The following is an 18,481-nucleotide window of genomic DNA, read 5'->3' as shown; positions in this document are numbered from 1 at the left end:
CGTCTGGCTCGTCCGCGTTGTTTGTCAAAAGTAGTCGTAATTTACAAACCAGTTCGATTGGAGTCGGCAGTCGCCGACACCAGTGCCTGCTCAGTCGTCGTCTGCCGTACCCTGCATACTCTCGTCCGTTTCGTCCTGGAACTCGTCCCGCGAGGGGATGTTGTGGCCCTCGTTGATCGCGTGTTCCGGCGGCACGTCGATGGCCTCGGACTGGTCGAAGAAGTTGTCCGGCGTCAGTTTCAGGTTTGCCATCTGGACGGGCAACACCGGCCAGTCCTCGGGTCGGGTGACGTGGTTTTTCCCGAGCGTGTACCAGACTACTAGGTCCTCGTTGTCGAGGTCGCGGTTCTGTTCGGTCCAGACTGGGAGCCCTTGTGGACCCTCGGCCTGGTTCGGATAGTCACCGGCCGGGAAGCGCTCGTTCTCGTCGTGTGGAGTGACCCAGAGGTGATTGTCGATAAATCCCGCGCGCCGCAGCACGCTACTGTCGTCGGTCTGTGCTGCTTTGACGTTCTCGTGCGGCTCGATACGGTAGCCGACCTCCTTGTCCAGCTTGTTCGTCTTGTTCGGGTTAGTCACCTTCCAGTACCGCCCCTCGAGCGGGTTGATCAGGCGCTGGGCCTCCTGCTCGGTCTCAAGCTGGCGCTGGTCGGCGTAGAAGGCATTGCCGCCGGGGTTGGGCGAGTCGACTGAGGGATCCGCGTGTGGACTGAATCCCTGGGGCCCCGTCGGCACGGTCTGGTTTTCGACCTCGTAGATGTTGTTGTCGGTGCCGTCGATGTCGAAGTCCAGGCGGAAATTGAAGAAGTGCTGGTGGATGGCCGACTTGAGCTGTGGCGCGAGCAGTTCGTCGTAGCCCGTCACGTCCTTGCCCTTCGCTGCCGTGGCGGTGGCGTCAATGCCGGTGAGTCGGACCTGAACTTGGATGCTACCGTCTTGGTAGAAGTACCAATAAAAGGCATAATCGTAGTTCCCGACCGCGCCGATGAACGAGACCACAAGACGGCGGTTTCGGCGGGATTCAGCCGACTCGGTCCGCCAGTCCGACCGCTCCCACAGGAGACCGTAGTCCTCCTCGTGCATGCAGATGGCGTTCGGGACGACGTTGACATCCCCGTCCATGGTGTTCATCACCGCGTCGAAGTAGTGCATGTAGCCCAGGCAGTCACACCGCTTTTCCAGGGACTTGGCCATCCGGCCGATGTTGTACTCGCCGGCGTCCATCGCGTTCTTGAACCGGTCGTGACGGTCGGGCGAGCCGTATGGGACGGACATCTCGGCCAGCGACGCACGGTTCAGAATCTTCCGAAACTCCCCGTTGTCGTCGTAGCCGACGTTGTGGAGCACGAGGCCCTCACGCTGTGTCCAGCCGACGCGGAACTCCCAGTTTTGCCACTCGACTTTGTGGCCGTCGACATCGAAGGAGGGGCCGTTGGGCTGGACGACGTCGTACGGTTCCACGTCGTCGCGGAGCTCGACCTCGCCCTCGCGATAATGCATCTCCTCGGGCGGGAATATGTTGTCCTCGTCCGGGGGTCCGTCGTCGACCACTTTGACGACTTCCATCGCGTCCAAGTCGACGAACGCGTGCAGGCCGTGGACCGGCTTTGCGTACCCCTCGTCGCCGTCTTCCTCGCTGGGTCGGAGGTAGCTCAGGCCGTGTGCCATCCGTCGGTCGCGATCGATATCCTCCGGGATGAAATCGTACCCGACGGAGAACGGATCAACCATGGCGCGGTCGGTGTCCTCGACGCCACGGTCTCTGAGAGCCGCCTGCCACTCTTCGTTTTCCTTGACCGTCTGTTCGCACTCGATGAACTCCTGGATGGCAATCGATGGCTGGGCACCGTCGATGTGCTCTACGTCTGTGAGTTCCTCGTCTTCCAGCGAGACGACTGCTTCGTACGTTTTGCGTTCCGGGCTGTCCCGGATTACCGCAAACGCCTCACGCTCGATTTTGGTCCCGTTCTCTCTGTATTCGTTCAGGGCTTCCTTTGATGGTTCGTTCAGTTCGATTTTTACCATCCGTGCGTTGTCAGTGAAGTCGGATGCTTCACGGAGCACTTTACCTGCGATTTCTATCTCGCCCGGCAGGAGGGGGTCCAAAGGGTGTTCAACTGTTTCTTTGGCTTCGGTTGCCATACACACATGACATGTGCACACACACTAATAGCTTTCTGGATCTAAGACCGACGTTCGGTATGCCTCGATCGCGCCACAGACCGGTTCGCGGTGCTTTTCGGCCGTCTTCACCGAGGAAGCGTGGCGACGGAAACCGTCCCACTGGCCCGGGGCTACAGTTTCTGGTACTCGCCGTTCGCGTGCTGCTCGGGGTAAACAGTGACCTGCTCACCGTCACGCCATTGTGACCACGTCGGCTGGAAGAAGCCCGGCCCATACTTGAGGTCGTGGGGGTACGCGTTGCCGTCCGGACTCTCTTCGTCGGGGCCGTACACCGAGTACGTCTGGTTGAGGTCGTAGGTGGTGTTCTCCATGGTCTCGACTGTATCGTCCAGGCTCGAACCGTCCTCTGTGCGGGCTCGGGCGTACATCTGCGTCGCTGCGTACGCTCCGAAGGCCGCCCAGGTCGGTTTGCTCGGCCGGCTGTCGTAGTTCGACTCGTAGATGTCGACGAACTCCTGTGCCTTCGAGGAGAGGTCAGCGCCCCATGTGGTGAACGTCCGGCCGATGATGAGCGAGGAGTCGGAGTTGATATCCGAGAGATACGCAGGCGACTGTGAGGCCACGAGGTCACCGAGTAGCGGTTTCTGTGTACCCGACTGTTCGTGCGCCAGCAGCGGTGCCTTTCCTGCCTCGGCGACGAGCCCGAACACGAAATCTACGTCCATCTCTTCGATCTGGTTCATCTACGGGCTAAAGTTGTTTTCGCTGAGCGAGAACACGATGTCGTCGTCGATTTCGATTCCCAAGTTCGGAACGTTCTGCTTCAGGGCCGGAGCGACCTGGCCGGTCTAGGCAGCGTCCTCGCGCAGAATGGCTGCACTGGACCAGTCCTGTTCGCCCACTGCAAACTGTTCGGCGAAGTTTATCATGTCCAGCACGAAAAAACGCCGCGTTGATCGATGCAACCCTGAACCACGGCTTGAACCGCTCGTAGTCTTCCGCGACTTGGGCCGGCAGCGCAGGTGAGACAGCACCGACGTTGAGATGAATCATTTCGGTGTCGGCCACCTCGGACATGATACCGGACGCCGTCTGTTCGGCGAAGGTCCCGAGTGTGGCATCAGCTCCCTGTCTGTTGACCAGCGTGTTGTGTGCTTGTGCAGCGGCGGTCGATTGGCCCTCGGTGTTTGCACTCTCGACTGTCATCTCGGCGTCAAGGATCCCCTCGTCGTTGTTCTGTTGTGTGGCAAGTTCAACGCCGCGTTCGGTTGCCTTTCCAACGTCGAGACCGAGCGCTGTCAGTACCCCAATAGTTTCTTCACCCGAACCAGAATGGTCACCACCTCCTCACGCGGGGTGGCTACCGGTAGAAGATCGAACATCAAAAATCCGATGTTGCCGCCGTCTTACGTTCAACACGGCATTACAAAATAATACTACGAAGCGGGCGAACAAGTAGCTCACCGGCGGCGGACGGGGTCAGTCGAGGTTGACGTGGACGTTCTTGACTTCGGTGTACGTCTCGATGGCTTCTTGACCCTGAGCACGGCCGTGGCCGCTCATCTTCGTGCCGCCGAATGGCGTCTGTGGCCACGTGTTCGGCGTTTCGTTGACCATGACCATTCCGTAGTCGAGCCTGTCGGCCACTCTGTGGGCACGCGATAGGTCGTTGGTCCAGACACACGAGGTCAACCCGAAAGGCGAATCGTTTGCGACCTCGATCGCCTCTGCTTCGTCCTCTACTTCGATTACCGACAGTACCGGGCCGAAGATTTCCTCGCGGGCAACAGTCATGTCGTTAGTCACGTCGGCAAGCACTGTTGGCTCAACGAAGTAGCCCACGTCCTTTTCGTTGGGAACACCGCCACCTGCTGCCACGGTTGCGCCCTCGTCGCGACCGATTTCAATGTATTCGAGGACTTCTTCCAACTGCTCTTTGTTCACGACCGGCCCCATCTGGCCGTCGTCGTCGATGCCACCGCCGATAGGAATGCCCTCCGCGATGGTGGCCATTTTCTCGACCATCTCGTCGTAGACGTCCTCGTGAACGACTAAGCGGGAGTTGGCCCAACACATCTGGCCCGCGTTCATGAAGATGCCATACTGCACACCGCGCGAAGCCGTATCGAGGTCAGCATCCGGGAAGACGATGGCCGGTCCCTTTCCGCCGAGTTCAAGCGTTGCGTCGGCGACAGCCTCGGCCGCGTCCCGCTGGATGGACTTGCCGACGCCAGTGCTCCCGGTGAAAGTGACGTGATCGACACCATCGTGGCTGGCGAGTGCACTCCCGGCACCGGATCCAGACCCGGGGACGACGTTGACGACGCCGTCAGGGAGACCGGCTTTCTCTGCGGCTTTCGCGTAGTACAACGCCGATAGCGGCGTGACGCTGGAGGGCTTGAGAACGACTGTGTTGCCCGTCGCTAGCGCTGGCGCGATACCGCGGCCGGCTAGCTGGAAGGGGTAGTTCCAGGGAGCGATGTGGGCGGTGACGCCGACCGGGTCACGCGTCGTATAGTTTAGACGGGAGTCCGAAACAGGAATTTCGCTGCCTTTGATCTTATCTGACCAGCCGGCGTAATACCGGAACGTGTCGATGACCATGTCTATTTCCAACCCGGCCTCGAACGGCGTTTTGCCGTTGTCGTGCGACTCGACGAGCGTGAGTTCGTCTTTCATCGCCTCGATGGCATCGGCCATTCCCCGGACGTGTTCACGACGTACATCGGGATCCATCGTGCTCCACTCGGAGCTGCGCTCGGCAGCGGCCGCTGCCGCCTGAACAGCCTCGTCAACATCAGACTCATCGGCCTTCTGGACCGTCGCGTATTCCTCTTCGCTGGCTGGGTCTACCGAACTGATGGTCTCACCGCTGTTTGCGTTGCGCCATTCGCCGCCGATATACAGCTCTGTGGGACCGGAGTACTTAGTCACAAAGAAACGATTAGTGTACGGCGTATTAGTTTTTGTTGTTAGACTCCCTACAACACTCGCAATAGCCCATAGAGACGGTTCTAGACCAACCTTCGACCGTCGATCACAGGCAGGTGGCGGCCCAATGGTTCGTCCGTCGGAATGTGTGTGCCTACTCCTCTTTTCTCTTAATGAGGAACTTCATATCGCCCTCGAAGACAGTGGTTCCATCTTGGTTTTCCATCTCCGTGTCGAGGACGACTAGTCCCACGTCCTCACGGCCGACTTCCTTCTTGTTGGAGACTTCCATTTCTAACTGGAGTGTGTCACCGATGTTGACAGGGTTCGGGAGGTCCATGTAGTTCATCCCGAGGAAGGCGTAGGCTGTGCGCTCAACGATGCCGGTCCGGTAGACGAATCCGGTCGCTTGGACGAATGTCATCGGACCGTGGGCGATACGCTCACCAAAATCCTGCTCTTCGGCGTACTCCTTGTTAGTGTGGAGTTCGGTCCAGTCACCTGACAGCGCTGAGTGCATCACGAAGTCTGATTCCGTGACGGTGCGGCCGACGCTGATGAATTCTTCTCCCTCTTCGAAGTCCTCGAAGTGATGTGGCTCGTAACTGTACGGCATACCTCAAAGACTGCTCAGGCCAGCTAAATAACTTTACTCCCGTTTCCCGCTCCGACACGTATTTATCGGGGCTCGCGATATATGAGATCGTATGTCAAGAGTCTCTGATGAGGCCCGCGAGCGCATCCAGTCGGATGCGTTCTGCGAGACGCTTGGTATCGATCTCATCGAACTTGATTCAGGCTTCGCCCAGACCGAACTGACCGTCACCGAGGACTTGCTGAACTTCCATGGGACACCTCATGGTGGCGCTATCTACTCACTTGCTGATTCTGCGTTTGCCGCGGCGTCAAACTCTCATGATAAGACGGCAGTCGCGCTGGAGACAAACATCTCTTATCTTGAGGCTGTTGATGTCGGTGAGACACTGATAGCAACTGCTCACGAGACACATTTAGCGGGAAAAACCGCGGAGTATGAAATCGAAGTTACCGATGAGAGTGACGATCGAATTGCCACGTTCAGAGGTCGCGTCTACAGGATGGAATAGCGTACAGAATTGGGTTGGGGTGGTGTCTACCCTAGGCTTCCACAGAAAGCCTCTGAGAGCGGTCCTAGGGCGGTATTACTCGCGGTGATCGTAGACACGCTGGACCTTTCCGACTTTCGACCGGGCGATGCCGCCTGGTTCGACCAGATCGAGTTCATCAGGCGAGAACTGCAGAACGTTTTCTAAGCGTTCGGTAATCTCGGCCTCGAGCGACTGGCGGCTCTGTGTGGTTCCCTCTTCCATCTCGACGGTTAGTTCCATAACGTCGAGACTTTCCTCACGGTAGAGATCAATACGGTAGTGCGGGGCGACACCGTCTAGATCTAGAATGACGTGTTCGATTTCGCTGGGGTAGAGGTTCACCCCGCGGACGATGAGCAAGTCGTCGGCCCGGCCAGTGACGTTGTCCATCCGAACCATTGTCCGGCCACATTCACACTCCTCGTAGTTCAGCGTCGTCAGGTCGCCGGTCCGGTACCGAAGCACCGGGAGCGCCTCCTTACTGAGCGTGGTGAGGATGAGTTCACCCTCTTCACCTTCCTCGACTGGTTCGCCGGTGTGGGGGTCCACGACTTCAGGAAGGAAGCGGTCCTCCCAGATGTGTAATCCTTCCTGTGCTTCGTGGCACTCACAAGAGACGCCGGGGCCGACGATCTCTGAGAGGCCATAAATGTCGATCCCGTTGACGCCGAGGCGCTCTTCGATTTCCTCACGCATTGGATCTGTACAGGGCTCTGCTCCGAAGATGATGGTCGAAATCGGCAGATCGACGGGGTCGTGGCCCATCTCTTCAGCTGTCTCGGCGAGATATAGTGCGTAGGAAGGGGTGCAGGTGAATACGTCGCTTTCGAGGTCGATCATCAGTTCGACCTGACGCTGGGTCTGGCCACCGCCGATGGGGATAACGGTCGCTCCCAACTCTTCGATACCGTAGTGGAGTCCCAACCCACCCGTGAAGAGCCCGTAGCCGTAGGCGTTCTGGATTGTATCGCCCGCCTCAGCCCCGCTGGCGGCGAGTGAGCGAGCGACGACTTCGCTCCAGACCTTGATATCATCGTCAGTGTAAGCGACTATCTTGGGCTTGCCGGTGGTCCCGGAGGATGCATGGAGGCGCGTAACGTCCTCGCTGTCAACTGCGAATAATCCGTCGGGGTACTCGTCGCGGAAGTCCTCTTTTGTCGTTGTCGGGAGCTTTCGGACGTCCTCAACGCTCTGGATGTCCTCAGGCGTGACACCCATCTCGTCCAACTGATCTCTGTAGAACTCGACGTTCTCATATGCGTTCTCTACCGTATCGCGGAGCCGTTCGACCTGTAGTTCGCGCAGTTCTTCGCGGTCTGAGGTCTCTACTTTTTTATACGACATCTGTAAGTGTATGACTGTACACAATCATAAAAATTGTTTGGGTATAATTCTCTGAGATCTGGGAGGAGTTGTATCATCACGATTTGGACTCTCTCCCAGTGGAGATCAATTCAAAATCCGGCAGTAAGAGGTGCTCTTGGAGGAAAAGCTATTTTCCGACACCTCCGAAAGAGGTAGCTATGCGAGATGCGTATATTATCGGCGCAGGGCAGACTCCCTTCGGTGCGATGCCCGAGAAGAGCTACCGATCGTTGTTTACATCCGCCGTGGAGGCAGCCGTCAATAGCGTTCCCAACGGAATCGATGACAACGAGATAGACGAGGCCGTCGTCGGCTCTCTCGGTGTCGGCGGCCGCCAGCTCGGTCTCTCAGGTCCGGCTGCCACCGAGCATGCCGGACTCCACGGGATTCCGAGTTCTCGTATTGAAAATGCTTGTGCCGCGTCCGGGTACGCCGTACGACAGGCCGTCCAGGCGGTTAAGAGCGGGATGGCTGACGTTGCTATCGGCGGCGGTGTCGAATCAATGACCGATATGAGCAGCGACGTGACCAAGTACTGGCTGGGCGTCTCCGGTGAGACAGAGTGGGAACGCCTGACCGGAACCACCTTCTCGGGCGTTTACGCACAAATGGCCTCCGCCTATATGGACAAGTACGACGCGACAGCCGAACACCTCTCGATGGTGGCAGTGAAAAACCACGCCAACGGCGCAAAAAACCCTAAGGCACACCTCGGCTTCGAGTGCTCGCTTGAGGATGCGGTCAACGCGCCCGTCGTCGCAGATCCGCTTAATCTCTATCACTGCTGCCCGACCTCTGACGGTGGCGCCGCCGTCCTCGTCGCCAGCGAGGACGTAGTCGACCAGTACACTGACGACCCCATCCGCGTCGCTGGTGTCGGTGCGGCCAGCGAGCGAGTCGGTCTTTTCCAACGGGACACGTACACTGCTATCTCTTCATCGAAGTCGGCCGCAAAGCGCGCGTACAATCAGGCCGGTATCGACCCCGAGGATCTGGACTTCGCGGAGGTTCATGATTGCTTTGCCATCGCAGAGCTCCTAGCATACGAAGATCTCGGGTTCTGTGAGCGGGGTAGGGCTCCCAGTATGTTGGAGGACGGAAAGACGGAACTTGACGGAGAGATTCCGGTCAACGCCTCCGGTGGCCTCAAGTCGAAGGGGCATCCCATCGGCGCGACGGGTGCCGGACAGGTCACCGAGGCGTTCAAACAACTTAGCGGGAAAGCCGGTGACCGCCAAGTCGAAGACGCCACACTCGGGCTAACACACAACGTCGGCGGGAGTGGTGGCGGCGCGGTCGTTCACGTTCTTGAACGGGAGGTGGCACAATGACCGATGCACAGATTGCGGCCATCGGCGCCTACACGCCGAGACTCCGCATCGTAGCTGAGGAGTTCGAAGACGCATGGGGCAGTTTTAACGCGGCCGGCGTCAAGCAAAAAGCCGTCCCCGAGGCCGACGAGGACGCGCTTACGATGGGCGTTGAGGCAGCCGAACGAGCACTCGATGTCGCCGGTTACAGCGGCGCGGACGTGTGCCATCTCGCCTTTGCCACGACATCGCCGCCGATGGCAGAAGAGGACCTCTCCGCGCGACTGGCGAACGTCCTCGGTGTCCCCGATAGCGTGACCACACGGACGATGACAGGCAGCACCCGCGTCGGCGCACAAGCACTCAGCGGGGCGCTCGATGCTGGCCCTTGGGGCGAAAAAATCGCCCTCGTCATCATCAGCGACTGTCCAAAAGGTGCTCCCGACAGCGACGTTGAACACGCTGCGGGTGCCGGTAGCGCAGCGTTGGTCGTCGACGGCAACGGTCCCGGAAAGGTCCTCGATCGCACATCTCACGTTGATACCTACCCAGGCACGCGGTTCCGAACCGGCGGCGACGACAAAACTACGGGATTAGGCGTGACTCAGTATGACCGCGAGGCGTTTACCACGACGCTGGGCGGTGCCGTGGACAAACTGGACGACTCACTCGAAGATGTAGATGCCGCTGCAGTCCAGTCACCGGACGGAAAGCTCCCCTATCGAGCGACCGCAGCGCTCGGTATCGACGCCGAGACCATCGCCGCCGCGGAGACGGTGAGTTCGCTCGGGGACACCGGCGCGGCGAGTGTGTTCATCGGTGCTGCGACGGCCTTCACGCAAGACACAGAGCGCCTCCTCGTTGCGGCTTATGGCAGCGGAGCCGGCGCAAACGCCATCCTCCTTGAGGGGCCGGTCCCGGTCGAGAGCGCACTTGACGGCGAGACCGAACTATCCTACGCCGAGTACCTCCGGCGTCGAGGCGAGATCACAAGCGACGAGCCGGAAGGTGGCGGTGCGTACGTAAGCGTCCCCTCGTGGCGGCGGACCATCGACCAACGCCACCGGATGGTCGCCGGTCGCTGTTCGGCTTGTGGTGCACTGAACTTCCCGGCGGACGGTGCCTGCCAGCAGTGTAACGAGCGGTCGGTGAGTTTCGAGGCCATCGAGCTGCCCGGGACCGGCACCGTTGAGGCAGTAACTACTATTGCACAAGGCGGTGCGCCGCCGGAGTTTGTCGAACAGCAGTCAAAGAGTGGGCCGTTCGTTAGCGCCGTCGTCGCGCTCGACGGCCCCAGGGACAAGGAGACGGTTAGCGTCGCTTCGCAGGTGCTTAACGGTGACACGAAAGTCGACATCGGGACGGCTGTCGACGCCACAGTTCGACGCATCTACTCACAGGAGGATGTCATCCGATACGGCTTCAAAATGCAGGTCAGCGAGACGCGACGCTAGGTTAGAGTCGCTTGAAAATCGTCGCTACGCCCTGCCCAAAACCGACGCACATCGTCGCGAGACCGTAGTCGGCTCTTCGTCTTTGCATCTCGTGCAGTAGCGTCGTCGAGATGCGCGCCCCCGAACACCCAAGCGGGTGTCCAAGTGCGATTGCGCCACCGTTGACATTCACCTTCTCGTCGGGAATGTCGAGTTCCTCGATGCAGTGAAGACTCTGTGCGGCGAAAGCCTCGTTGAGTTCCACGAGATCGATGTTGGCCATCGTGATGTCAGCGTTCTTGAGTGCGGTCCGTGAGGCCGGGATTGGTCCCCTACCCATCACCAACGGGTCGACGCCGGCGACAGCGCGCGTTTCGACACGTGCGAGAGGATCCAGTCCGTGCTCTTCGGCGTACGCCTCAGAAGTGACGAGCATCCCTGCGGCACCATCTGTTAGCGGCGACGCGTTGCCCGGCGTCACCGACGCGCGCTCGTCGTCGCGGAACACCGTCGGCAGTTCACTCAGCGACTCGATTGAGGTGTCTGGTCGGGGCGTCGTATCTTTCTCGACTGTCTCGTCGCCGGTACCGACGGGGACGATTTCGTCGTCGAACCGGCCACTCTCAGCGGCCGCAACGGCCCGTTTGTGTGAGCGCAGCGCGAAGCGGTCCTGCTCGTCACGGGTGATGCCGTGTCGGCGGGCGAGGGTCTCGGCAGTCTGGCCCATCGAGAGTCGGTCGGCGTCGTAGCGCTCCTGGATGGCGGGGTGGAGCCAGTCGGAGAAGGGAATTCGGCTCATCTGTTCGACGCCAGCGATGGGGTAGACTGCGCCGTCTCCCGCCTCGACTGCACGGGCGGCGTCGGTGAGGGTAGTCATCGATGAGCCACAGAGTCGGGTGGTTGTCGCTCCGGGGACTGTCTCGGGGAATCCACCTGCGAGCAGCGCTTGCCGGGCGAGGTTTCGGCCCTGTTCTTCCTCTTGATTCGCACAGCCCAGTCGGAAGTCATCCCAATCGCTGGCAGGAACGCCGGTTCGATCGACGAGTGCGTCTAGTACTGTGGTGATGAGGTCCTCGGGGTACGGTCTGGCGAGAGAGCCATCTTTCCGCGCCTGCGGCGTCCGGACGGCATCAACGATAACGGCCCGGTATTTTGGATCGACCATCAGTGACTAGATTCTATTGTGGGTGTGATATTAAATCACTGGCCAGCGCGTGGCGGGCAAGCAATGTTTTTATTCTTCGGTACTGTCGCTGTAAATGATGCAAGTAGCCGTACTCGGAGCCGGTACTATGGGCCACGGCATCGCCCAGGTGTCGGCCATGGCCGGCCACGACGTCCAGGTCCGCGACATCGACGAGGAACTTGTCGCAGACGGTCTGACCGCCATCGAATCGAATCTTGAGGAAGGTATCGAACGGGACAAAGTAACACAAAACGAAGCCGATGCGACGCTTGACCGCCTCTCAGGCACCACATCGCTCGAGTCGGCCGTAACCGACGCAGACATCGTCATCGAAGCAGTGCCCGAGGAGATGGGGATTAAACACGATACGGTGACAGATGTCGAGTCACACGTCGCCCCCGACACGATCATCGCATCAAACACGTCGTCGCTGTCATTGACTGAAATTGCCAGCGCTCTTGACCATCCCAGCCGGGCAGTCGGGTTACACTTTTTTAATCCGGTCCACATTATGAAACTGGTCGAAATCGTCACTGCAGAGCAGTCGAGCGACGAGACGGTTAAGCGCGCTCGCCAGTTCGTGGAAGGGATCGAGAAGACGCCCATCGAAGTGATGGATTCTCCGGGCTTTGCTTCTTCTCGCCTCGGCGTTGCGCTCGGTGTGGAGTCGATGCGGATGGTTGAACAGGGCGTCGCCTCACCGGAGGATATCGATACGGCGATGGAACTTGGTTATAATCACCCGCTGGGTCCGATTGAACTCGGCGACGTGGTCGGTCTAGACGTGCGACTCGATATTCTGGAGTACCTCCGTAAGGAGTTGGGTGAACGATTTAAACCACCACAGATTCTCAAACGAAAGGTTCGTGCAGGGAAGCTCGGCAAGAAGTCCGGCGAAGGGTTTTATATCTGGGAAGACGGCGAAGTCGTCGGCACGAGTGGTGACTGGGGTGACTCGTAATGTCTATCAAGGAGACCGCCGCCGACTGCGAGACAGTCAACGTCAGCATGGGTGACCGTGTCGAGAAGGTCGCGACCATCGAATTGTATCGGCCTGACGCACGAAACGCGCTTAACGCACAACTCCGGCAGGAGCTCAAGCAGGTGCTCGAGGAGGTTCCGGACAGCGATCTTCGCGCGCTTGTCTTGACAGGGGCTAAAGATTCTGGCGCGTTCGTTGCCGGCGCCGACGTGAATGAACTCCGCGAACGAAACGCACTTGAACAGCGTGAAGCCAGCAAGCGACCGCGGGTCTACGAGTGCGTCGACGATTGCCCGATGCCGGTCATCGCTCGTATCAACGGGCACGCGCTCGGCGGTGGCTGTGAACTGATTCAGGCGTGTGATCTCCGCATCGCACACGAGGACGCGAAAATCGGTCAGCCCGAAATCAACCTCGGCATCATGCCAGGCGGCGGCGGAACCCAACGGCTTCCACGACTGGTCGGTGAGGGCCACGCGATGCGACTCATCCTCACGGGTAAACTCATTGACGCCGAGGAAGCCGCTGACATCGGCCTCGTAGACGAAGTCTACGGCGACGACGACTTCGACGACCGGGTGTACGACCTCGCCGCCGCTATAGCAGAAAAAAGCCCTGTCGCACTCGAATTCGCTAAGAAATCTGTCAAGGCTGCGTCCCGGGTGGATCTTGAGACAGGCATCGAGTACGAAGCAGAACTCTTCGCACAACTGTTCGCCACCGGCGACAAGAACGAGGGCATCGACGCGTTCTTCGAGGACCGCGACCCCGAGTGGCCCAGCGGTTGACTATCTCGCGGTGTTAGGTGGCACAGTTGTTCTACAGTGTCGAACAGCAAATTTTGTGCTTGTTGACGTAGCGAAGCCGACTGTACAACGGTTTTCGGGCTTTTCGTCCCTATATCCTTGTTCTAGCTATCCGAACGTATTGATCTTTATTTAATGTGAACAACAGACGGTTAGCGTACTAGCTGGACTCTGATCAGCCTTGGGGCGAGTCCTAGGCAGCATCTTCTTCAAGATACGGAGTTCACAGCCACGATTCCCTGAAACTGTTGTTCACTCTCATCAAATCCACTGTTAGAGACGCTCTAAATATCATATTCATCGGCCTCAGTGTTGATCTGTCGGAATGAATCTCCTGAAATCACGCCACACGGCGTGGCGACTCTTGCTGCGACGGCCGGTATCGTATTAACATCCCGCACCCATTACAACCGTACAAATGTAATGAATTTCGTTACGGTCCGCTCTTTTCGTATTGGTTGGTCGATCGATCCCGGATAGTGATACAAGTTCTATTTATTCGAACGAATGTTTTTGAGGTACTCGTCACGGTGCCACTACTTTTGATTCAACATACTAGATATCGGTCCCTTTGCTGATAAGACGCATGATTTTGTCCAGGCACCGTTAAGGCGTACGGCTCAATGTCTGTCAAGCTGTTCGACCAGAATGAACACGCCGTGTAACGAAATAGCACAGCACACAGGCGGAAAGACTCGAAATAATGACCTCGTGATTTGAACTATTCTGCTTGTACTTTCGGAGTAGTAACAGGAACTGGCATACAGAGGAGCAGTTTCTACCGAGTAACCGGATCAGACGTGTGCCAGATTGATTGTGATCTCGTTGACTGTACCGAGTAAGAGTCCTGGGAGTTGGTCCCTGAGCAATGAACCTTCGAGACGAGTCGCTGGACCTGAAATACTGATTGCGCCGATTGCAGCGTCGTTCTCGTCGGTGATGGGTGCTCCGAGTGCGTGCAGTCCCTCAACAGACTCCTCCAGATTAAACGCGTAGCCCCGCTCCCGTATTGACTCGATTTCCTCCCATAGCTCGTCCCTGTCAGTGATTGTGTTTGGCGTCCGGGCGGGAAGTCCGTAGCGGTCGATAACATGTTCGATGTTTTCGTCCGGTAGGTTGGCTAGGATCGCTTTACCCGCCGCGTGTTGATGGAGGTAGTTCCGGTGACCGACATGGGCGTACGTCTGGACTGAGCGTTTTCCCTGCGCCCCGTAAATATGGATGCTTCGACCGTGCTCTTCGACGGCACACCAAATTTTTTCTTCCGTCTCGGCAGCCAAGTTGTCGACCTTCGGCTTTGCCTCTTGGTAAAGTGTGTACCTATCGCGTGCGACGGTTCCGTAGTCAAGGAACCGGAGACCTAACCGATACTCGTCTTCTTCCTCGATAACGAAACTGTTTGCTTCGAGGGTTTTGAGGTGCCTGTGTGCCGTGCTCTTTGCACAGCCGAGGTGGTCGGTGATTTCGGAGGCAGGCGCTGACTCGTTCTGCTTCAGATACTCAATTATCTCTATCGCGCGCTCAACGGTCTCGACCGGCCTGTTAGTATTGTTTGGCATTGTCATACACCTGGCTACGGACGAGCTCTTTACAAAGGTTTGGTTCGAAAGAGCCGAACGCTTCACGAGACAAACTTGGACGGATTGGCAGCAAAACCACTGATCAATTGAAGAACGAATAACCGATAGACAGAAGTCACACGAATAAGATAACAACAACGTATGCCAAAAATAGTCGACCTACTCGTCCGCAAGGACGGAGTCACACACGAGGAGTTCGCTGAACGCTGGCAGGGTGAACATGCAGAGATCGCGAAGGACCTACCAGGACTCACACGGTATGTCACGTCGGTCCCCACCCGACCCGAGAACGCCGAGTTCGATGGAGTACTCGAACTGCACTTTGAAGACATGGCCACGTTGGGGGAGGCCTTCGACTCGGACATCGGGAAAACGGTTCAAAGCGACGCCGCGGAGTTCATCGATCTCGAAGCTGGGCCTCGTCTCATCGTCGAAGAAACAGTGCAGTTGGGCGAACAGTATGACTGAAGTGGGCGAGCGCCTCGTCGCAGAGCTGGAAGAACAGGGCGTTGAGTACATCTTCGGCTACCCCGGTGGCCGCGTTATCGAGATTCTCGATCACGTCCCGGATTACGAGATCACAATGGTCCGCCCCCGAGACGAACGCGAGGCCAGCGTTATGGCCGAGATGCGTGGTCGTTTGACCGGCCAACCAGGCGTGCTCACCGGGCAAGGGCCCTGGATCGGTAGCCTCGGAGCCGTCGGGCAGATGGAGGGGTATCTCGCTTCCTCACCGATGGTTACCATTACCGAAGCGAGCGAGCGTGGAGAGTACTCGACGCTTGCACCCTACCAGCAATCTCGCGGGGATTACGGCGGAATCGACCTGCCCGCCGCGCTCAATGCATACACCAAAGAGAACTGGTTCCCACGCTCGCCGACCGAAACCGTCCGCAGTCTCCAGCTCGCGTTCAAACACGCCACTGCGGGACGCCCGGGACCGACTGCCGTCATCCTTGACGGCGATGCGGTTACCGAGGAGATGCCAGAAGACCCCACGCCGCCCGTCTGGGACGGGCACGACCAAGCCCGAAACTGGGAATCCCGGCCCGACAGAGCGGACGTAGCGACCGCCGTCGACGCACTCGCTGCGGCCGAACGGCCGGTCATCGTTTCAGGAAACGGAGTCCATGCCGCCGCCGCCTACGACGAACTCCAGACCCTCGCAGAAGCTGCTGACGCTGCCGTCGTCACTTCCTATCTCGGTAAGTCGACGTTCCCCGAAACTCACGAACTAGCGGCGGGTGTTATCGGATCGTTCGGCCATGAGGGCGCTAATCAGGTTGTCAGCGAGGCTGACGTGCTCTTCATCGCGGGCTGTCGGATGAACCCTATGGACACCAACTGGCAGGCACCGGATTTCATCCGTCCCGACGAGCAGACCATCATTCATGCCGACATCGACACGCGCAACGCTGGCTGGGTCTACCCTGCCGACGTAGCGCTTATCGGCGACGCCGCACAGAGCCTTGCTGACGTAGCTGAAACGCTCCCCCGCGGCATTGGTAACGAGTGGACACACGGCCGCGCTGCGAGCGCCAAAGAGTCCTTCTACGACCCCTGCTGTGAATCCGACGCGTCACCGATCAAGCCTCAGCGCGCAGTCAAAGAGATAGAGGCCGTCGTTGACGAGGACACCATTGTGACTGCAGACTCTGGAAACAACCGCTTCTGGCTACTGAACTATCTCCAAACACCAGCCACGCGGACCTACTTCGGCAGTGGCGGCGTCGGCGCGATGGGGTGGGCAACCCCTGCTGCGGTCTCCGCTGCGATTACGACGGATAAGGACGTCATTGCTGTCGCGGGTGACGGCGGCTTCGCGATGACGATGACCAGCGTTGAGACTGCCGTCGACCACGGCGTCTCCCCCACGCTTGTCGTGCTCAACGACACCAGTCTCGGGATGGTCCGTCAAATGCAACACGAGAATGATGACATTGCTGGCGTTGAGTTCCACGATACCGACTTTACGAAGATTGCCGAAGCCTTTGGCGCACGGGCGACTCAGGTCGTTACACCTGACGGACTAGCTGACGCACTCGCGCAGGGAACTAGCGCCGACGTGCCCTTCATAATTGACGTGCGGATTGACCGCGACGAGGAGATGGTCAGGTCGCTACAATCTTCCTTCTACGAGTCTGTCGGCGGTCTCCACGAGTAACGGTCAGCCATCGGCCGGGAGTTCAACTTCGATTTCGACGAATGCGTCTTCCGAGAGAGACGCATTGGCCGAGCATCCTCAGACGGGAGTGTGGTGTTGCGTCGTCGGCCGCTTTCGCGACCTCAACCGAGTTTCAGGCTTCGCGAGAAGGTAAGGGAAGTGAGCAATCACCCCCCAGCATGACCGAGCCGTTTGTCGACGACGTCACCTAGCACCCTGACGCGCTCAAACCCACCGTTCGCCCGAATGAGCGTCCTCGTCTTCAACGTTGAACCCCTCGTTCCCCGTGCCCGGACATGTGACGCGTCTCGCGACCAACCGTGTCGTGATCGTCTGCGATACCTCAAACGCCGATGAGTCGCCAAAACCGAGGGGTTCCGCTGAGGTTCACGTAATGTCGACGGGTCTGTAAAACGGCTGCTAGTGGGTGAATCGGTATCGAATCCAGCCGATAACAACCTTTTTTATTTCCCTCCGTGTGCAGTTTTCACACAACGATGGCAAACAATACAGTACTCGTTACCGGCGGAACCGGCTTCCTCGGTTCTTACGTGGTCGAGGATCTTGTCGATGCAGGTCACGACGTTGTCGCGTATGACCTTTCGACGGACGACCGAATCCTTTCGAAGCTCGGTGTCGCCACCGATGTGGAGATTCGTCGCGGCGACGTCTCCGAGCCAACCGACGTGGTGCGTGCAGTCAAACAAACGGGCGCGACTCACATCGTCCATCTCGCGGCCCTGCTTACGAACAGCGCACGCGATAACCCGCGTGCGGCACTTGACGTGAATATTCAGGGAACGAACGCCGTCTTCGAGGTTGCGCGGACTCTCGACGACCAAGTCGAACGGGTCACCTGGGCGTCCAGCGCCGCGGTGTATGCTCCTCCACACAACTACGACGCAGAGTATGTTTCCGAAGACGAACTGGTCTATCCCGACACCCTCTACGGCGCGACCAAGGAGTACAACGAACATCAGGCCCGCGTCTACCACGAGGACTACGATGTCGACCACGTCGCGTTGCGTCCGACCGTCGCGTACGGGCCGTACCGCGAGACTGGCGGTTCCGCGTTTCTCGCCGACATCATCGAGAAGCCCGCACTCGGCGAGTCTTTCAGTGTCGAGTACGGCGACCAGGTTATCGACTGGCAGCACGCTCGTGACATCGCACAGGCGTTCCGCAAGGCAACCTTCGTCGACGAATCCGCGCTCGGCCAGCGCGTCTACAACGTCCGTGGCGTCCTCGCGACAATCCAGGAGGCGGCCGACACTGTCCGTCAGATCATCCCCGACGCCGAACTCGAGGTATCCGACGAGGGCGAACTTCCCTGGACGCAGAACCTCGATATGACCGCCGCACAGGAGGATTTGGGCTACGAAGTCGAGTACGACCTCGAAACCGGCTTCCGTTCCTACATCAACACGCTGCGCGAGGAGAACGGTCTCGACCCGGTCTGAGAACGCGAGACAG

Annotated in this window: 16 protein-coding genes; 8 read left to right on the top strand and 8 right to left on the bottom strand. The window is 58.7% G+C overall.

Going from position 1 to position 18,481, the window contains the following annotated elements; all coding sequences use genetic code 11:
* Positions 1-90 precede the first annotated feature (90 nt).
* The 5 genes from DVK06_RS15050 to DVK06_RS15035 form a co-directional block, all read right to left on the bottom strand.
* Complete coding sequence (locus DVK06_RS15050) at positions 91-2,142, bottom strand: primary-amine oxidase (RefSeq protein ID WP_121600889.1); 2,052 nt, start codon at positions 2,140-2,142, stop codon at positions 91-93.
* Positions 2,143-2,294: 152 nt separating this feature from the next.
* A complete protein-coding gene (locus DVK06_RS15045; protein WP_121600888.1) occupies positions 2,295-2,867 on the bottom strand; it encodes a hypothetical protein in 573 nt (190 codons plus the stop codon).
* Between the two features lie 7 nt (positions 2,868-2,874).
* Entirely contained in the window at positions 2,875-3,426 is a 552-nt protein-coding gene (locus tag DVK06_RS19815; RefSeq protein WP_369333405.1) for an ABC transporter substrate-binding protein, read from the bottom strand.
* A 177-nt stretch (positions 3,427-3,603) separates the two neighbouring features.
* Positions 3,604-5,058: an aldehyde dehydrogenase gene (locus DVK06_RS15040; protein WP_121600887.1), complete on the bottom strand. Its 1,455-nt coding sequence runs from the start codon at positions 5,056-5,058 to the stop codon at positions 3,604-3,606.
* A gap of 151 nt (positions 5,059-5,209) precedes the next feature.
* A complete protein-coding gene (locus tag DVK06_RS15035) occupies positions 5,210-5,671 on the bottom strand; it encodes a MaoC/PaaZ C-terminal domain-containing protein (RefSeq protein ID WP_094520162.1) in 462 nt (153 codons plus the stop codon).
* 91 nt (positions 5,672-5,762) lie between these two features.
* Here DVK06_RS15035 and paaI point away from each other — a divergent pair, with 91 nt between their 5' ends.
* On the top strand, positions 5,763-6,161 hold the full coding sequence (gene paaI / locus DVK06_RS15030; protein ID WP_121600886.1) for a hydroxyphenylacetyl-CoA thioesterase PaaI: 399 nt from the start codon (positions 5,763-5,765) through the stop codon (positions 6,159-6,161).
* A 75-nt stretch (positions 6,162-6,236) separates the two neighbouring features.
* On the opposite strand, the gene paaK is transcribed toward paaI, so the two are convergent.
* Complete coding sequence (paaK, locus tag DVK06_RS15025) at positions 6,237-7,526, bottom strand: phenylacetate--CoA ligase PaaK (protein ID WP_094520160.1); 1,290 nt, start codon at positions 7,524-7,526, stop codon at positions 6,237-6,239.
* 179 nt (positions 7,527-7,705) lie between these two features.
* Here paaK and DVK06_RS15020 point away from each other — a divergent pair, with 179 nt between their 5' ends.
* Both DVK06_RS15020 and DVK06_RS15015 read left to right on the top strand, forming a co-directional pair.
* Positions 7,706-8,878 carry a thiolase domain-containing protein gene (locus tag DVK06_RS15020; RefSeq protein WP_094520159.1) on the top strand — a complete coding sequence of 391 codons (1,173 nt, stop codon included), beginning with the start codon at positions 7,706-7,708 and terminating at the stop codon, positions 8,876-8,878.
* Positions 8,875-10,311 carry a zinc ribbon domain-containing protein gene (locus DVK06_RS15015; protein ID WP_121600885.1) on the top strand — a complete coding sequence of 479 codons (1,437 nt, stop codon included), beginning with the start codon at positions 8,875-8,877 and terminating at the stop codon, positions 10,309-10,311. Before DVK06_RS15020 ends, DVK06_RS15015 begins: the two co-directional genes overlap by 4 nt.
* A 1-nt stretch (position 10,312) precedes the next feature.
* Here DVK06_RS15015 and DVK06_RS15010 read toward each other — a convergent pair whose 3' ends face one another.
* On the bottom strand, positions 10,313-11,455 hold the full coding sequence (locus DVK06_RS15010; protein ID WP_121600884.1) for a thiolase family protein: 1,143 nt from the start codon (positions 11,453-11,455) through the stop codon (positions 10,313-10,315).
* Positions 11,456-11,552: 97 nt separating this feature from the next.
* Between DVK06_RS15010 and DVK06_RS15005 the strand changes: the two genes are divergently transcribed.
* Both DVK06_RS15005 and DVK06_RS15000 read left to right on the top strand, forming a co-directional pair.
* Entirely contained in the window at positions 11,553-12,437 is an 885-nt protein-coding gene (locus tag DVK06_RS15005; RefSeq protein ID WP_121600910.1) for a 3-hydroxyacyl-CoA dehydrogenase family protein, read from the top strand.
* Positions 12,437-13,246, top strand: coding sequence for an enoyl-CoA hydratase/isomerase family protein (locus DVK06_RS15000; RefSeq protein ID WP_121600883.1), 810 nt, complete (start codon positions 12,437-12,439; stop codon positions 13,244-13,246). The genes DVK06_RS15005 and DVK06_RS15000 overlap by 1 nt, the downstream gene beginning before the upstream one ends.
* An 812-nt stretch (positions 13,247-14,058) precedes the next feature.
* Here DVK06_RS15000 and DVK06_RS14995 read toward each other — a convergent pair.
* Positions 14,059-14,823 (bottom strand): IclR family transcriptional regulator, encoded by a 765-nt coding sequence (locus DVK06_RS14995; RefSeq protein ID WP_094520170.1) that lies wholly within the window; start codon positions 14,821-14,823, stop codon positions 14,059-14,061.
* Positions 14,824-14,985: 162 nt separating this feature from the next.
* Between DVK06_RS14995 and DVK06_RS14990 the strand changes: the two genes are divergently transcribed.
* From DVK06_RS14990 to DVK06_RS14980, 3 genes are all read left to right on the top strand, one after another.
* Positions 14,986-15,312 (top strand): EthD family reductase, encoded by a 327-nt coding sequence (locus tag DVK06_RS14990; protein WP_121600882.1) that lies wholly within the window; start codon positions 14,986-14,988, stop codon positions 15,310-15,312.
* Complete coding sequence (locus tag DVK06_RS14985; protein ID WP_121600881.1) at positions 15,305-17,008, top strand: thiamine pyrophosphate-binding protein; 1,704 nt, start codon at positions 15,305-15,307, stop codon at positions 17,006-17,008. Before DVK06_RS14990 ends, DVK06_RS14985 begins: the two co-directional genes overlap by 8 nt.
* A 497-nt stretch (positions 17,009-17,505) precedes the next feature.
* Positions 17,506-18,468 (top strand): NAD(P)-dependent oxidoreductase, encoded by a 963-nt coding sequence (locus tag DVK06_RS14980; protein ID WP_121600880.1) that lies wholly within the window; start codon positions 17,506-17,508, stop codon positions 18,466-18,468.
* Positions 18,469-18,481 lie beyond the last annotated feature (13 nt).

It is taken from the genome of Halorubrum sp. Atlit-28R, assembly GCF_003665955.1.
Classification (GTDB): Archaea; Halobacteriota; Halobacteria; order Halobacteriales; family Haloferacaceae; genus Halorubrum; species Halorubrum tropicale.
This window is presented reverse-complemented; position numbering and strand designations above follow the sequence as displayed.

What these genes read in the sequence shown, in the direction of transcription:
- DVK06_RS14985 (WP_121600881.1), top strand. Translation starts at nt 15,305, where the DNA reads ATGACTGAAGTGGGCGAGCGCCTCGTCGCAGAGCTGGAAGAACAGGGC.
- DVK06_RS14990 (WP_121600882.1), top strand. Translation starts at nt 14,986, where the DNA reads ATGCCAAAAATAGTCGACCTACTCGTCCGCAAGGACGGAGTCACACAC.
- DVK06_RS14995 (WP_094520170.1), bottom strand. Translation starts at nt 14,823, where the DNA reads ATGCCAAACAATACTAACAGGCCGGTCGAGACCGTTGAGCGCGCGATA.
- paaI (WP_121600886.1), top strand. Translation starts at nt 5,763, where the DNA reads ATGTCAAGAGTCTCTGATGAGGCCCGCGAGCGCATCCAGTCGGATGCG.
- DVK06_RS15000 (WP_121600883.1), top strand. Translation starts at nt 12,437, where the DNA reads ATGTCTATCAAGGAGACCGCCGCCGACTGCGAGACAGTCAACGTCAGC.
- DVK06_RS15015 (WP_121600885.1), top strand. Translation starts at nt 8,875, where the DNA reads ATGACCGATGCACAGATTGCGGCCATCGGCGCCTACACGCCGAGACTC.
- DVK06_RS15045 (WP_121600888.1), bottom strand. Translation starts at nt 2,867, where the DNA reads ATGAACCAGATCGAAGAGATGGACGTAGATTTCGTGTTCGGGCTCGTC.
- DVK06_RS15005 (WP_121600910.1), top strand. Translation starts at nt 11,553, where the DNA reads ATGCAAGTAGCCGTACTCGGAGCCGGTACTATGGGCCACGGCATCGCC.
- DVK06_RS15050 (WP_121600889.1), bottom strand. Translation starts at nt 2,142, where the DNA reads ATGGCAACCGAAGCCAAAGAAACAGTTGAACACCCTTTGGACCCCCTC.
- DVK06_RS15010 (WP_121600884.1), bottom strand. Translation starts at nt 11,455, where the DNA reads ATGGTCGATCCAAAATACCGGGCCGTTATCGTTGATGCCGTCCGGACG.
- DVK06_RS14980 (WP_121600880.1), top strand. Translation starts at nt 17,506, where the DNA reads ATGGCAAACAATACAGTACTCGTTACCGGCGGAACCGGCTTCCTCGGT.
- DVK06_RS15020 (WP_094520159.1), top strand. Translation starts at nt 7,706, where the DNA reads ATGCGAGATGCGTATATTATCGGCGCAGGGCAGACTCCCTTCGGTGCG.
- paaK (WP_094520160.1), bottom strand. Translation starts at nt 7,526, where the DNA reads ATGTCGTATAAAAAAGTAGAGACCTCAGACCGCGAAGAACTGCGCGAA.
- DVK06_RS15035 (WP_094520162.1), bottom strand. Translation starts at nt 5,671, where the DNA reads ATGCCGTACAGTTACGAGCCACATCACTTCGAGGACTTCGAAGAGGGA.